Source organism: Pseudomonas sp. Teo4 (genome assembly GCF_034387475.1).
In the GTDB taxonomy this organism is placed as follows: Bacteria; Pseudomonadota; Gammaproteobacteria; order Pseudomonadales; family Pseudomonadaceae; genus Aquipseudomonas.
Genome location: NZ_JAXCIL010000002.1, coordinates 525,737 through 539,243 on the forward strand (window position 1 = coordinate 525,737; position 13,507 = coordinate 539,243).

General features: G+C 62.2%; 13 protein-coding genes. 3 read left to right on the forward strand and 10 right to left on the reverse strand.

What is annotated here, in order from left to right:
• Window positions 1-4: 4 nt before the first annotated feature.
• Entirely contained in the window at window positions 5-742 is a 738-nt protein-coding gene (locus PspTeo4_RS18745; protein ID WP_322365411.1) for a substrate-binding periplasmic protein, read from the reverse strand.
• 220 nt (window positions 743-962) lie between these two features.
• Here PspTeo4_RS18745 and PspTeo4_RS18750 point away from each other — a divergent pair, with 220 nt between their 5' ends.
• Window positions 963-1,415, forward strand: coding sequence for a GNAT family N-acetyltransferase (locus tag PspTeo4_RS18750; protein ID WP_322365412.1), 453 nt, complete (start codon window positions 963-965; stop codon window positions 1,413-1,415).
• Between the two features lie 10 nt (window positions 1,416-1,425).
• Here the strand turns inward: PspTeo4_RS18750 and PspTeo4_RS18755 are convergent, their stop codons facing one another.
• From PspTeo4_RS18755 to tkt, 9 genes are all read right to left on the reverse strand, one after another.
• Complete coding sequence (locus PspTeo4_RS18755) at window positions 1,426-1,722, reverse strand: winged helix-turn-helix domain-containing protein (RefSeq protein ID WP_016395304.1); 297 nt, start codon at window positions 1,720-1,722, stop codon at window positions 1,426-1,428.
• Between the two features lie 12 nt (window positions 1,723-1,734).
• Window positions 1,735-2,235, reverse strand: a complete 501-nt coding sequence (locus PspTeo4_RS18760; protein WP_322365414.1) for a M48 family metallopeptidase — start codon at window positions 2,233-2,235, stop codon at window positions 1,735-1,737.
• A gap of 39 nt (window positions 2,236-2,274) precedes the next feature.
• Window positions 2,275-4,395 carry a putative bifunctional diguanylate cyclase/phosphodiesterase gene (locus PspTeo4_RS18765; RefSeq protein ID WP_322365415.1) on the reverse strand — a complete coding sequence of 707 codons (2,121 nt, stop codon included), beginning with the start codon at window positions 4,393-4,395 and terminating at the stop codon, window positions 2,275-2,277.
• Between the two features lie 201 nt (window positions 4,396-4,596).
• Complete coding sequence (fba, locus tag PspTeo4_RS18770; RefSeq protein WP_008093958.1) at window positions 4,597-5,661, reverse strand: class II fructose-bisphosphate aldolase; 1,065 nt, start codon at window positions 5,659-5,661, stop codon at window positions 4,597-4,599.
• A 100-nt stretch (window positions 5,662-5,761) separates the two neighbouring features.
• Window positions 5,762-6,091 carry an MliC family protein gene (locus tag PspTeo4_RS18775; RefSeq protein ID WP_322365416.1) on the reverse strand — a complete coding sequence of 110 codons (330 nt, stop codon included), beginning with the start codon at window positions 6,089-6,091 and terminating at the stop codon, window positions 5,762-5,764.
• A 179-nt stretch (window positions 6,092-6,270) separates the two neighbouring features.
• Window positions 6,271-6,522 (reverse strand): hypothetical protein, encoded by a 252-nt coding sequence (locus PspTeo4_RS18780; RefSeq protein WP_322366891.1) that lies wholly within the window; start codon window positions 6,520-6,522, stop codon window positions 6,271-6,273.
• Complete coding sequence (locus tag PspTeo4_RS18785; RefSeq protein WP_322365417.1) at window positions 6,522-7,685, reverse strand: phosphoglycerate kinase; 1,164 nt, start codon at window positions 7,683-7,685, stop codon at window positions 6,522-6,524. The genes PspTeo4_RS18780 and PspTeo4_RS18785 overlap by 1 nt, the downstream gene beginning before the upstream one ends.
• Before the next feature lie 12 nt (window positions 7,686-7,697).
• Window positions 7,698-8,759, reverse strand: a complete 1,062-nt coding sequence (gene epd / locus PspTeo4_RS18790; protein WP_322365418.1) for an erythrose-4-phosphate dehydrogenase — start codon at window positions 8,757-8,759, stop codon at window positions 7,698-7,700.
• A gap of 151 nt (window positions 8,760-8,910) precedes the next feature.
• Window positions 8,911-10,908, reverse strand: coding sequence for a transketolase (tkt, locus tag PspTeo4_RS18795; protein WP_322365419.1), 1,998 nt, complete (start codon window positions 10,906-10,908; stop codon window positions 8,911-8,913).
• 293 nt (window positions 10,909-11,201) lie between these two features.
• Here tkt and PspTeo4_RS18800 point away from each other — a divergent pair, with 293 nt between their 5' ends.
• Together PspTeo4_RS18800 and metK are read left to right on the forward strand one after the other, a co-directional pair.
• Window positions 11,202-12,197: a metalloregulator ArsR/SmtB family transcription factor gene (locus PspTeo4_RS18800; protein ID WP_322365420.1), complete on the forward strand. Its 996-nt coding sequence runs from the start codon at window positions 11,202-11,204 to the stop codon at window positions 12,195-12,197.
• A 19-nt stretch (window positions 12,198-12,216) separates the two neighbouring features.
• Window positions 12,217-13,407, forward strand: coding sequence for a methionine adenosyltransferase (metK, locus tag PspTeo4_RS18805; protein WP_322365421.1), 1,191 nt, complete (start codon window positions 12,217-12,219; stop codon window positions 13,405-13,407).
• The last annotated feature ends 100 nt before the right edge of the window (window positions 13,408-13,507 follow it).

Consider the following 13,507-nt stretch of genomic DNA (forward strand, 5'->3'; position numbering starts at 1 on the left):
TTGCCTAAAAGCCGTATTGGCGCATCAACCGGGCATAGCTGCCATCGGCCTTCATCGCGGCGATGGCTTGCTCGAACCGCTCAACTATCTGCAGGTGGTCGGGCCGTTTGAGGCTCACCAGAATATGCAGGCTGTTCTCGCCCAAAGGTGGTTGAACCAGCTCCACTTCATCACGCACCTGCGCGGGTTCGCGCTGCAGGTTGTATCGGGCGACGTACTCATCCTCCACCGCAAGTTGCACCCTCCCTGCCGCCAACATGCGCACGGCGGACGAAAAGTTTCGCACCGGCACTTTGTTCAGGCGGGTGTCGCCATCGAATTCACGCGAATAAGCGTAATCACGTACCACGGCGATGCTGTAGGGATACAGATCGGACTGACGCTGGTAACGTATATTGCCGCCCTTGCGTTGCAGCAGGCGAATGCGATTGGTCAGGTAGGCTTGGGAGAAATGACCAATCTGGGTACGTGAATCGTTGTACCAAGCATCGATCAGGACGTCATACCGCCCCTCTCCAACCCCCATCAATGCCCGCGCCCAGGGCACTTCCTCGACTTTGCTCTCATAACCGGCGCGGGTGAACGCCGTTGTGACGATGCTGGTGGCCAGTCCACCACCTGGCATGCCGCTGTCGGTGAAAGGAGGCCAGATGTCGGCCACCAGTCGTAGCTTGTCCTGCCCGACTGCCGGCAGGGTCAGCAACACTCCCAGTAACCCCAGAACGCAAAGCAGTGGCCGCATGCTCAAGTCCTTTTTGCAGTAGAGGGCACACGCTGTTAACGCAATCTTCACCGCACCAGGCCATGAGATTACACAAAGCCAGGGTAGAGGGCAGCGGGCAATAATGTCATTTAGCCTCTATTTTGGCCGAGGCCTGTCAGGCACAACGAAAACACGGGGCCACTCGCCGTGGGCCGGCCAATTTGCGATGATCGGCCGCCCATCCAAGGAGTTCGCCACAATGTCCATCAACTGGATCTGCAAACACCACACGGACCTCAGCAAAGACCAGCTGTATGCCATCCTGCAGTTGCGGACCGAGGTATTCGTGGTTGAACAACGCTGCGCTTACCAGGAGGTCGACGGCCAGGACCTGACTGGCGATACCTTACACGTGATGGGCTGGCAGGATGACAAACTGGTGGCCTACCTGCGCCTGCTGGACCCACAAGCTCAGGGCGGCAATGTGGTCATCGGCCGGGTGGTGACATCACCGGCCGCCCGCAGCGAACGCCTGGGACATCCATTGCTGCTCAAAGGCCTCGAAGCCGCCGAACATTGCTGGCCGGGAATGCCGGTGTATCTGTCTGCGCAGGCGCATTTGCAGGGTTACTACGCTCGCCATGGCTTCGAAGTGGCCGGAGAGGAGTATGTCGAGGACGGGATACCGCACATCGGCATGCGAAAAGCCTGACGCCATCCGCTCAGGGATACCCAAGGACCTCGCGAATCTGCCGCAGGTGCTGAATGATCCACTGCTTGTCGATGGCGCCCCAATCATGGATGCGGTAATGCCCCGCATGGTTGCGCGCACCTTCCTGTTGCTCGAACTCGCAGACAATATCCAGGTCGGCCAGCGCGGCGATGGTGTCCTGCGCGGTGCGCCGCGGCATGCCGGTGGCTTCCATCAGCGCCGGCACGCTGGTGGCGGTCTGGCTGTCGATCAACCAGGCCACGTATAGACGACGATAGAAACTGCTCTTGGTCTTGCTCACTTCCATGCCGCTTGGTCCTTAACAGTTGCCCGGCAGCTCCCGATAAGTCAGGTAGACGCGCAGGTCGAATTCCAGTTGGTGATAGTCCGGCTCCATGTGCTGACAGAGCTGGTAGAACGCCTTGTTGTGGTCACGTTCACGCAGGTGGGCCAGTTCGTGCACCACGATCATGCGCAGGAACTGGGGCGCCGCTTCCTTGAACAGCGAGGCGATACGGATTTCCTTCTTTGCCTTCAGCTTGCCGCCCTGCACCCTCGACACCGCAGTGTTGAGCCCCAAGGCACGGTGCGTGAGGTCCAGACGGTTGTCGAACAGCACCTTGTCCAGGCTCGGCGCTGTACGCAGGTATTGCTGACGCAAATCCTGGGCATAGCCGTACAGCGCCTTGTCGCTCTGAACATCGTGGCGTTCAGGGTAACGGCGCTGCAGATACTCGCCCAGGCGGTTGCTGTCGATCATCTGGCGCACCTGCTCCTGCAGGTGCGGCGGGTAGGCTTGCAAATAGCGTAATACGGTCATGGCGTGGCGTATGGCGAATCGAACCGCGAGTTTAGCCAATCATAGCCTTGGCCAGGGGAAAATTGTCGGGAAGCCCCCCGCGTCCGCTGCCGTCATCGGATGCGCGACAATGAAGCCCTGCACGTAGGCGCATCCATTGGCTTTCAGCCAGGCCGCCTGGGCCGGAGTTTCCACCCCTTCGGCAATTACCGTGATGGCGTAATCCGCACACAAGCTGATCACACTGCGTACCAAGGCTGCATCGACTGCAGAGTCCGGCAGGCGGGCGACCAGATGGCGGTCGATCTTCAGGGTATCGATCGGCAGGTCACGCAGCATGCGCAGCGAACAGTCACCGGCGCCGAAATCGTCCAGGGCCACCCGCACGCCCAGCTCACGCAAACGATTGACCTGCTTAACCGCCTCGTCGATGTTGTACATCAGCGAAGTCTCCGCAACCTCGACTTCCAACTGCGAGGGGCTGAGCTCGTTATCGTGGATTACCCGCTGCAGTTCGTCGACCAGGCTGGGCATCGAGAACTGTGCACGGCTAAGGCTGATGCCAAGCACCAGGTCCGGCGCGAAGTGTTCACGCCAGGCCTGGCGCTGGGACACGCCTTGCCGGTAGATCCAGCTGGCCAGGCGGTTGATCAACCGGGCCTCTTCCAGCAATGGAATGAACAGCCCCGGCGGCACATCGCCCACGCTCGGGTGCTGCCAACGCAGCAAGGCCTCGAAGCCGCGCAGGTGGCCGTCGATGAAACTGACCTGCGGCTGGTACACCAGGGTGAAGGCGCGCTCCTCGATGGCAGTGCGCACACTGTCTTCGAGCATCAGCCGCGAACGTGCCCGGCCATTGAGCTCCTGGTCATAGAAACGGTACTGCTGACGCCCGGCACGCTTGGCTGCGTACATCGCCACATCGGCTGCACGTAGCAGGCCTTCGACATTGGCGCCGCAATCCGGGTAGGTGGCAATCCCGATGCTGACACCCAGGCTCAGGTCCAGATCGTCGATATGCTGGCAGCTCGACATCCGTTCCAGCAGCCGCTCGGCAAAACGGCCAGCCTGCTCCGGGTAAGGCAACCCGTCGAACAGCGCCGTGAACTCGTCGCCCCCCATGCGCGCCAGCAGCGCCTCGTTGCCCAGACAATCCTTGAGCTGCTCAGCCACCCAGCGCAACACACGGTCGCCAGCGTCGTGCCCCAGCGAGTCGTTGATCCGCTTGAACCCGTCCAGGTCCATGTACATCAGTGCCTGGGACTTGTCCGAGTGTTCATTGCGCAGCAGCACGGCCTCGGCAGCCTGATAGAAGCCACGGCGGTTGAGCAGGCCCGTGAGGGGGTCGGTCACGGCCTGGTATTCGAGCTGCTGGTGCAGGTTACGCACCACCGACATGTCCAGCACCGTCACCACCATGGCATGCTGGTCCGCGGGCAAGGGTGCGCAGGACAACGCCACCGGGACCAACTTACCCGTCTGGGTGCGTAGCTGGGCGTCATGTACGCGGAAAATTTGCCGAGCCAGGTAGGCTTGGTAGAACTCCGATTCAATCCACAGGCTTACGCTGGGTAGCTGGACCAGGTCCAGCACCGACACACCCTGCAATTGTTCGACCGGAGCCTGCAACAGCCGCGAGATAGCGGGGTTGGCGAAGCTGATGATACCTGTGGCATCCACCACCAGGATGCCCTCGGCGGCGTTTTCCAGGATCGAGGCATTGAAGGCCCTGGCCGCTTCCAGCTCTCGGGTCAGGCGCTGGAGCATGCGCCGGTTGCTCTGCTGGTCGAGCAGGGCCTGGACCTTGGGCTTGAGAATCTGTGGGTCGAACGGCTTGAACATGTAGTCCACGGCGCCGCTGGCATACCCCTTGAGCACCGCAGCCTCGGACTGCTCGTTGGCCGTGAGAAAAATGATCGGGGTCAGCCGCGTGCGCTGGCTGCCGCGCATCAGGCGCGCGACCTCAAAACCGTCCATTTCCGGCATTTGAACGTCCAGCAGCACCAGGTCGACATCGTGCTCCAGCAAGGCACTCAAGGCTTCCATCCCCGAGCTTGCCGTCAACACCTGCCAGTCCCCACGGGCTAACAGCGCCCGCATGCTGATGAGGTTTTCCGGGTAGTCGTCTACGACCAGTAAAACCGAGTTGCCGTCCGGCAATTGAGTATGAGCGCCATCCATGCTGCTTCTCTTGTAAGACTGACTTCAATGTGCGATTGGATCCGATTAATACTCTAGACTCGCAAGCGCCACAAGCAATGAGGTCATAACGCCATCAGTCAATAACTCTACGTTAGCCGACTAACGGTTGGTTTGCCTGCCCCTTTCATCCGGCCATAAAAAAACCCGCATCGCTGCGGGTTTTTCAAAGCAACCGAAGGATCAGTTGACCTTGGCGGCCAGCTCACCTTTGAGGTAACGCTGGAACATGCCTTCCAGGGAGATCGGCTTGATCTTCGAGGCATTGCCGGCGGTGCCGAAGGCTTCGTAACGGGCGATGCACACGTCACGCATGGCTTTGACGGTTTCACCGAAGAACTTGCGTGGGTCGAACTCGCTCGGGTTCTGCGCCATCAGGCGACGCATGGCGCCGGTGGAGGCCAGGCGCAGGTCGGTGTCGATGTTGACCTTACGCACGCCGTGCTTGATGCCTTCGACGATTTCTTCAACCGGTACGCCGTAGGTTTCTTTGATGTCGCCGCCGTACTGGTTGATGATGGCCAGCCACTCTTGCGGAACCGACGAGGAACCGTGCATCACCAGGTGGGTGTTAGGGATGCGCTTGTGGATTTCCTTGATGCGGTCGATGGCCAGCACGTCACCGGTTGGAGGCTTGGTGAACTTGTAAGCACCGTGGCTGGTACCGATGGCGATAGCCAGGGCGTCGACCTGAGTCTTCTTGACGAAGTCAGCGGCTTCTTCCGGGTCGGTCAGCATCTGGCTGTGATCCAGCACGCCTTCGGCACCGATGCCGTCTTCTTCACCGGCCATGCCGGTTTCCAGCGAACCCAGGCAACCCAGTTCGCCTTCGACCGAAACGCCGCAGGCATGGGCCATGGCAACGGTCTGCTGAGTAACGCGGACGTTGTACTCGTAGTCGGTCGGGGTCTTGCCGTCTTCGCCGAGCGAACCGTCCATCATGACCGAGCTGAAGCCCAGCTGGATGGAGCGTTGGCAGACGTCTGGGCTGGTGCCGTGGTCCTGGTGCATGCACACCGGGATGTGCGGGAATTCTTCGATGGCGGCCAGGATCAGGTGGCGCAGGAACGGGGCACCGGCGTATTTGCGGGCACCGGCCGAGGCCTGGACGATCACCGGGGAGTCGGTCTTGTCGGCCGCTTCCATGATGGCGCGCATCTGCTCGAGGTTGTTGACGTTGAAAGCCGGAACGCCGTAACCGAACTCGGCGGCGTGGTCCAGCATCTGGCGCATGCTAATGAGTGCCATTGTGTATCTCTCTCCCGACAAGCGTCGTTTGTTTCGTGCAAGCCTGCCGCAGGGGCGGTTGCTGTTCAAGTTGTGTGGGCCGCCAGCGCGGCCCGGCCAGTCACGGTGCCTTGCAGCCCCGCCCAATCAGATCGTTCGTCGCCACCCAGTACACCAGGCCTTCTTCGCCCTTGGTGTGGAAGGCCAGCACGCCATCGCTGTACAGCGCGCCGGAGGCACCTGGCTCGGACTTGAGCCGGTAGACCTGGTCACCGCCGCCGAGGCGTACGTCGACCTGGTCACGCTGGGCATCGGCGAAGCGCCAGAGCACTTCGGTCTGGGTGTCGCAGACCCAGCGGGTCCAGTTGTCCGACGGCGCGGGCTGCGCCGGTTGCAGCAGCGAGCATCCTGCAAGTATCGCCAGGGCCATCGAGGCCAGCAGCGCTTTCATTCAGTTTCCTCGATTTTAGGCTGCTGTGCAGCCTTTCGCGGGTAAACCCGCTCCCACAGGTTCAGCGCAGCCCCGCAAAGGGGCGCGTTAGCTGTGGGAGCGGGTTTACCCGCGAAGGGCCGCACAGTGGCCCCGGTATTCAAGACCACGAAACACTCGTCAGGTTGCCGATCACCCGATCAAGGGCAACCCGGCGCCTTGCGCTGGTGCTCGTCGTCGTACTTTTCCAGGCCGGTAGGGCCCAGGCGCTTGTTGATCACCGGCACGGTCTCGGCCTGCCACTCGGACTGATAGCAACCGCCCTTGGGCGGCTGCGAGCTTTCAGCGTCCGAAGACGGGCTGCTGGAGCAAGCGCCCAACAAGCCGGCCACGATCATCACAGGCAATTGCTTGACCATCCGGTCGCTCCCTTTGCCAGGCGCCTTCTCAATCAGGCCTTGGCCCGCTCTTCCAGGATTGCCACGGCAGGCAGGACCTTGCCCTCGACGAACTCGAGGAACGCACCGCCACCGGTAGAAATGTAGGAGATATCGGCGCCAACGCCATATTTGTCGATGGCTGCCAGGGTGTCACCGCCACCGGCGATGGAGAACGCGGCGCTGTCGGCGATGGCCTTGGCCAGCACCTTGGTGCCGTTGCCGAACTGGTCGAATTCGAACACGCCAACCGGGCCGTTCCACAGGATGGTCTTGGACGACTTCAGCAGCTCGGCGAAGTTGGCCGCGGTTTGCGGGCCGATGTCCAGGATCATGTCGTCAGCGGCCACGTCAGCGATGGCCTTGACGGTGGCTTCAGCGCTCTCGGCGAATTCCTTGGCAACCACCACGTCCACTGGCAGCGGTACGCTGACCTTGGCGGCGATGGCCTTGGCGGTGTCGACCAGGTCAGGCTCGTACAGCGACTTGCCAACCGGGTGGCCAGCGGCAGCCAGGAAGGTGTTGGCGATGCCGCCACCGACGATCAGCTGGTCACAGACCGTGCTCAGGCTGTTCAGTACATCCAGCTTGGTGGAAACCTTGGAGCCGGCAACGATGGCCGCCATCGGCTTGGCCGGGGCCTTCAGGGCCTTGCCCAGGGCGTCCAGCTCGGCAGCCAGCAGCGGGCCGGCAGCGGCGACCTTGGCGAACTTGGCGACACCGTGGGTCGAACCCTCAGCGCGGTGGGCAGTGCCGAAGGCGTCCATGACGAATACATCGCACAGGGCTGCGTACTTCTGCGCCAGCTCGTCGGCGTTCTTTTTCTCGCCCTTGTTGAAGCGCACGTTCTCGAACAGCACCACGTCACCGGCCTTGACCTCGACGCCGTCCAGGTAATCGGCGACCAGCGGCACTTCGCGGCCCAGGGCCTTGCTCAGGTAGTCGGCAACCGGCTTGAGGCTGTTCTCGGCAGAGAACTCACCCTCGGTCGGGCGGCCCAGGTGCGAGCAGACCATTACCGCCGCGCCCTTTTCCAGGGCCAGCTTGATGGTCGGCAGCGCTGCCAGGATACGCGCGTCGCTGGCTACCACACCGTCCTTCACAGGGACGTTGAGGTCTTCGCGGATCAACACGCGCTTTCCTTGCAGGTCGAGGTCGGTCATCTTCAACACGGTCATGAATGCAGTCCTTCAGGGCTGTTTGGTGCGGGTTGGGTGAACGACGTGCAGAAAATGTTCGGCAACGTCGAGCATACGGTTGGCGAACCCCCATTCGTTGTCGAACCACGCCAGCAGGTTGACCAGGCGAGGGCCTGAAACGCGGGTCTGGCTGGCATCGACGATGGCCGAATGCGGGTCATGGTTAAAGTCACAGCTGGCGTGCGGCAGCTCGGTATAGGCCAGCAAACCTTTCAACGGGCCCTCCAGCGCCGCCTCGCGCAGCACCCGGTTGACCTCGGCCGCGCTGGTATCGCGGGCGGTCTGCAGGGTGATGTCCAGGCACGACACGTTCACGGTCGGCACGCGTACCGCTTTGGCCTGAATTCGCCCGGCAAGTTCCGGAAGCAGGCGCTCGATACCACGGGCAAGGCCAGTGGACACCGGTATCACCGACTGGAAGGCAGAGCGCGTGCGGCGCAGGTCTTCGTGGTGGTAGGCGTCGATCACCGGCTGGTCGTTCATCGCCGAGTGAATGGTGGTGATCTGTACGTACTCGATACCGAACGCCTGGTCCAGCACACGCAACAGCGGCACGCCGCAGTTGGTGGTGCAGGAAGCGTTGGACACCAGACGCTCGCCGCCAGTCAGGCAATCCTGGTTGATACCGTAGACCACCGTGGCGTCCACATCCGACTCGCTGGCCATGGGCTGGGAGAACAAGACCCGCGGCGCACCGGCATCCAGGAAGCGCTGGCCATCGGCACGGGTGTGGTAGGCACCGGAGCACTCCAGCACCAGGTCGATGCCCAGGGAGGCCCAGTCGACACCCTCGGGGGTGGCGCTGCGCATTACTTTCACGCAGTCGCCATTGATATGCAGACAATCGCCGTCGACCTTCACCTCACCGGGGAAACGCCCGTGGGTGGAGTCGAAACGAGTCAGGTATTCCACGCTGGCCTGGTCGGCCAGGTCGTTCAGCGCAACGATTTCAAAACCGGCCGTCGCCCCTCGCTCGAACAGTGCGCGCAGGACACAGCGGCCGATGCGGCCGTAACCGTTGAGTGCAACTTTGTAGGGACGCGGATGGGGCATTCGTTGGCTCGCTAACGCATGATGGCTATTGGGGCCGCGTTGCGGCCCATCGCGACGCAAGGCCGCTCCTACAAGGAACGGCGTGCGCAGAACCTTGTAGGAGCGGCCTTGTGCCGCGAAACGAGGGCAAAGCCCTCGCCTTACGCCTTTATTAGTCTTCCAGCAGCTCTTCAGCGGTACCCAGGATGTTGTCCAGGGTGAAGCCGAACTCCTCGAACAGTGCGCCAGCCGGAGCCGACTCACCGTAGGTAGTCATGCCGATGATACGACCTTCCAGGCCAACGTACTTGTACCAGAAGTCAGCATGGGCAGCTTCGATGGCGATACGCGCACCGACTTCCAGCGGCAGCACCGACTGCTTGTAGGCAGCGTCCTGAGCGTCGAAGACGCTGGTGCACGGCATCGAAACGACGCGAACCTTGCGGCCCTGCTCGGTCAGCTTGGCGTAAGCCTGGGTGGCCAGGCCAACTTCGGAGCCAGTGGAGATCAGGATCAGCTCAGGCTCGCCGGCGCAGTCTTTGAGGACGTAACCGCCACGGGCGATGTCGGCGATCTGCTGGGCGTCGCGGTCCTGGTGCTGCAGGTTCTGACGCGAGAAGATCAGCGCCGATGGGCCGTCCTTACGCTCCAGCGCGGCTTTCCAGGAGACGGCGGATTCGACCGCGTCGGCTGGGCGCCAGGTGTCCAGGTTCGGCGTGCTGCGCAGGCTGGTCAGTTGCTCGATCGGCTGGTGAGTCGGGCCGTCTTCGCCCAGACCGATGGAGTCGTGGGTGTAGACGTGGATCACGCGCTGCTTCATCAGTGCCGACATGCGCACGGCGTTGCGGGCGTATTCCATGAACATCAGGAAGGTAGCGCCGTAAGGCACCAGGCCGCCGTGCAGGGCGACGCCGTTCATGATGGCGGTCATACCGAATTCACGCACGCCGTAGAACACGTAGTTGCCGCTGGCATCACCGGCTTCAACGCCCTTGCAACCTTTCCACAGGGTCAGGTTGGAGCCGGCCAGGTCGGCCGAACCGCCGAGGAATTCCGGCAGCAGCGGGCCGAATGCGTTCAGGGCATTCTGGCTGGCTTTACGGCTGGCGATGGTTTCGCCTTTGGCAGCCACTTCATTGATGTAGGCCTGGGCCTTCTCGGCGAAGTCGGCCGGCAGCTCACCGCTTTCACGGCGCTTGAACTCGGCAGCCAGCTCTGGGAAGGCGGCGGCGTAAGCGTCGAAGCGCTTGTTCCACTCAGCCTCGGCCTTGGCGCCAGCGGCCTTGGCGTCCCACTCGGCATAGATGTCAGCCGGGATTTCGAACGGGCCGTGGTTCCAGTTCAGTTCCTTGCGGGCCAGGGCGATTTCGTCGTTGCCCAGCGGAGCGCCGTGGCAGTCCTCTTTACCCTGCTTGTTCGGCGAGCCGAAACCGATGATGGTCTTGCAGCAGATCAAGGTCGGACGGTCGCTCTTGCGAGCGGTCTCGATGGCCATCTTGATTTCGTCGGCGTCGTGACCGTCGACGTTGCGGATCACCTGCCAGTTGTAAGCTTCGAAACGCGCCGGGGTGTTGTCGGTGAACCAGCCGTGCACTTCGCCGTCAATGGAAATGCCATTGTCGTCGTAGAAGGCGATCAGCTTGTTCAGGCCCAGGGTGCCGGCCAGCGAGGCGACTTCGTGGGAGATACCTTCCATCATGCAGCCGTCGCCCAGGAACACGTAAGTGTTGTGGTCGACGATGTTGTGGCCTTCACGGTTGAACTGGGCTGCCAGCACTTTTTCCGCCAGGGCGAAGCCCACGGCGTTGGCGATGCCCTGGCCCAGCGGACCGGTGGTGGTCTCGACGCCCGGGGTGTAGCCGTATTCCGGGTGGCCCGGGGTGCGGCTGTGCAGCTGGCGGAAGGCCTTGAGATCGTCGATGTTGACGTCATAGCCGGTCAGGTGCAGCAGCGAGTAGATCAGCATCGAGCCGTGGCCGTTGGACAGCACGAAGCGGTCGCGGTCGGCGAAATTCGGGTTGCTCGGGTTGTGCTTCAGGTAATCGCGCCAAAGCACTTCGGCGATATCCGCCATGCCCATGGGGGCACCTGGGTGGCCGCTGTTGGCCTTTTGCACGGCATCCATGCTGAGGGCACGAATGGCGTTGGCACGCTCACGACGGCTGGGCATCGCTAATCTCCTGGGGCTTGAATAGGTAGTGAAACGAAAAAAGGCGGCCATTTTCGCCCACAGGCGGGCTCGGGGGCAATGACGGATGGTCGCAGTCGGGCATTTTTCCTGTGATTGGCATCCATTTCGGGGGAAAAACAGGGATCGGTGGTGGACTCTTCGCGGCTAAACCCGCTCCCACGGGTTCTGTGCCGTATTCAGAGTGCTGTGGCAACGCTCCGCTCATCACCAATATCAAAACTTTTTGATATTGCTATTGCGGGGGTAGCCCTGCCTGTCTAGACTGCCGCGTCATGAACCTACGTGCGCAGCCCATTTCCATTCAGCGAAGCGACACACTGGCTGCCCTGTGCAAAGCCAGTGGTGACGAGCTGCGCCTGAATGTCCTGCGTGCACTGGCCAGCGACTCGTTCGGGGTGCTGGAGTTGGCGCAGATCTTCGACATCGGCCAGTCCGGCATGAGCCACCACCTCAAGGTGCTGGCCCAGGCAGAACTGGTGGCCACCCGCCGCGAAGGCAATGCCATCTTCTACCGTCGAGCCCTGCCTGACAGCCTTCGGCCAGGCGGTCGCCTGCATGCGGCGCTGCTCGAAGAGGTCGACGACCTGGCCCTGCCGGAGGCCGTATTGGCCCGAATCGCCCAGGTGCAACAACGTCGCGCGGCCACCAGCCAGGACTTTTTCCAGCGGGTGGAAGAAAAGTTCCGTGCCCAGCAAGACCTGATCGCCGGGCTGCCGCAGTACCGCGAAAGCCTGTTGGCGCTGCTCGACAATCTCAGCTTCACGCCCACGGCCAGTGCTCTGGAAGTCGGCCCCGGGGACGGTGGTTTCCTGCCCGACCTGGCTCGCCGCTTCACCCAGGTCACCGCCATGGACAACAGCCCGACCATGCTCGAGCTGGCTCGCCAGGTCTGCGAACGCGAAGGCCTGGGTAATGTAAATCTGCAGTTGGCCGATGCACTGGGTGCAACGGATGTGGAAGCCGACTGCGTTGTGCTGAACATGGTCCTGCACCATTTCAGCGACCCGGCCCAGGCCTTGTGCCAGTTGGCCAAACGGGTGAAGGCCGGCGGCAGCCTGCTGGTCACCGAGCTGTGCAGCCATGACCAGAGCTGGGCGCGGGAAGCCTGCGGCGACCTCTGGCTGGGCTTCGAGCAGGACGACCTGGCCCGCTGGGCCAATGCTGCCGGGCTGACACCCGGGGACAGCCTCTATGTAGGCTTGCGTAACGGTTTCCAGATTCAGGTCCGACATTTCCAGCGGACGGCTGGCGACACTCACCATCGGTAAATTTTAGGAACCCGTCGAGATGAGCGAATACTCCCTTTTCACCTCCGAGTCCGTGTCCGAAGGGCATCCGGACAAGATCGCCGACCAGATTTCCGACGCGGTCCTGGACGCCATCATCGCCCAGGACAAATACGCTCGCGTAGCCTGTGAAACACTGGTCAAGACCGGTGTCGCCATCATCGCCGGCGAAGTCACCACTTCCGCCTGGGTCGACCTGGAAGACCTGGTGCGTAACGTCATCATCGACATCGGCTACAACAGCTCCGACGTCGGCTTCGACGGCGCCACCTGCGCCGTGATGAACATCATCGGCAAGCAGTCGGTGGACATCGCCCAAGGTGTTGACCGCTCCCGTCCGGAAGACCAGGGCGCAGGCGACCAAGGCCTGATGTTCGGCTACGCCAGCAACGAAACCGACGTGCTGATGCCTGCCCCGATCTGCTTCTCGCACCGTCTGGTCGAGCGCCAGGCCGAGGCGCGCAAGTCGCACCTGCTGCCATGGCTGCGCCCGGACGCCAAGTCCCAGGTCACCTGCCGCTACGAAAACGGCAAGGTCGTCGGTATCGACGCGGTCGTTCTGTCGACCCAGCACAACCCCGAGATCTCGCAGAAAGACCTGCAAGAAGCGGTGATGGAGCTGATCGTCAAGCACACTCTGCCGGCCGAACTGCTGCACAAAGACACCCAGTACCACATCAACCCGACCGGCAACTTCATCATCGGTGGCCCGGTAGGTGACTGCGGCCTGACCGGTCGCAAGATCATCGTCGACTCGTACGGCGGCATGGCCCGTCACGGTGGTGGTGCGTTCTCCGGCAAGGACCCGTCCAAGGTCGACCGCTCCGCCGCCTACGCTGGCCGCTACGTGGCCAAGAACATCGTTGCCGCCGGCCTGGCCGAGCGCTGCGAGATCCAGGTTTCCTACGCCATTGGCGTGGCCCAGCCGACTTCCATCTCGATCAACACCTTCGGTACCGGCAAGGTCTCCGACGACAAGATCATCCAGCTGGTGCGCGAGTGCTTCGACCTGCGTCCGTACGCCATCACCAAGATGCTCGACCTGCTGCACCCGATGTACCAGGAAACCGCTGCCTACGGTCACTTCGGCCGTACTCCGCAGCAGAAGACTGTCGGCGACGACACCTTCACCACCTTCACCTGGGAGCGCACCGACCGCGCCCAGTCGCTGCGTGACGCTGCCGGTCTGTAATTTTCCTACAGCGGCAAATGAAAGCCCCTGCCGAGCGATCGGCCGGGGCTTTTTCATGACACATGAGCTGACAACTACTCGCGGCCACCAACCCCACACT

Excerpts from the sequence above, each read along its gene's own strand:
- PspTeo4_RS18745 (WP_322365411.1), bottom strand. The coding sequence starts at position 742 with ATGCGGCCACTGCTTTGCGTTCTGGGGTTACTGGGAGTGTTGCTGACC.
- PspTeo4_RS18750 (WP_322365412.1), top strand. The coding sequence starts at position 963 with ATGTCCATCAACTGGATCTGCAAACACCACACGGACCTCAGCAAAGAC.
- PspTeo4_RS18755 (WP_016395304.1), bottom strand. The coding sequence starts at position 1,722 with ATGGAAGTGAGCAAGACCAAGAGCAGTTTCTATCGTCGTCTATACGTG.
- PspTeo4_RS18760 (WP_322365414.1), bottom strand. The coding sequence starts at position 2,235 with ATGACCGTATTACGCTATTTGCAAGCCTACCCGCCGCACCTGCAGGAG.
- PspTeo4_RS18765 (WP_322365415.1), bottom strand. The coding sequence starts at position 4,395 with ATGGATGGCGCTCATACTCAATTGCCGGACGGCAACTCGGTTTTACTG.
- fba (WP_008093958.1), bottom strand. The coding sequence starts at position 5,661 with ATGGCACTCATTAGCATGCGCCAGATGCTGGACCACGCCGCCGAGTTC.
- PspTeo4_RS18775 (WP_322365416.1), bottom strand. The coding sequence starts at position 6,091 with ATGAAAGCGCTGCTGGCCTCGATGGCCCTGGCGATACTTGCAGGATGC.
- PspTeo4_RS18785 (WP_322365417.1), bottom strand. The coding sequence starts at position 7,685 with ATGACCGTGTTGAAGATGACCGACCTCGACCTGCAAGGAAAGCGCGTG.
- epd (WP_322365418.1), bottom strand. The coding sequence starts at position 8,759 with ATGCCCCATCCGCGTCCCTACAAAGTTGCACTCAACGGTTACGGCCGC.
- tkt (WP_322365419.1), bottom strand. The coding sequence starts at position 10,908 with ATGCCCAGCCGTCGTGAGCGTGCCAACGCCATTCGTGCCCTCAGCATG.
- PspTeo4_RS18800 (WP_322365420.1), top strand. The coding sequence starts at position 11,202 with ATGAACCTACGTGCGCAGCCCATTTCCATTCAGCGAAGCGACACACTG.
- metK (WP_322365421.1), top strand. The coding sequence starts at position 12,217 with ATGAGCGAATACTCCCTTTTCACCTCCGAGTCCGTGTCCGAAGGGCAT.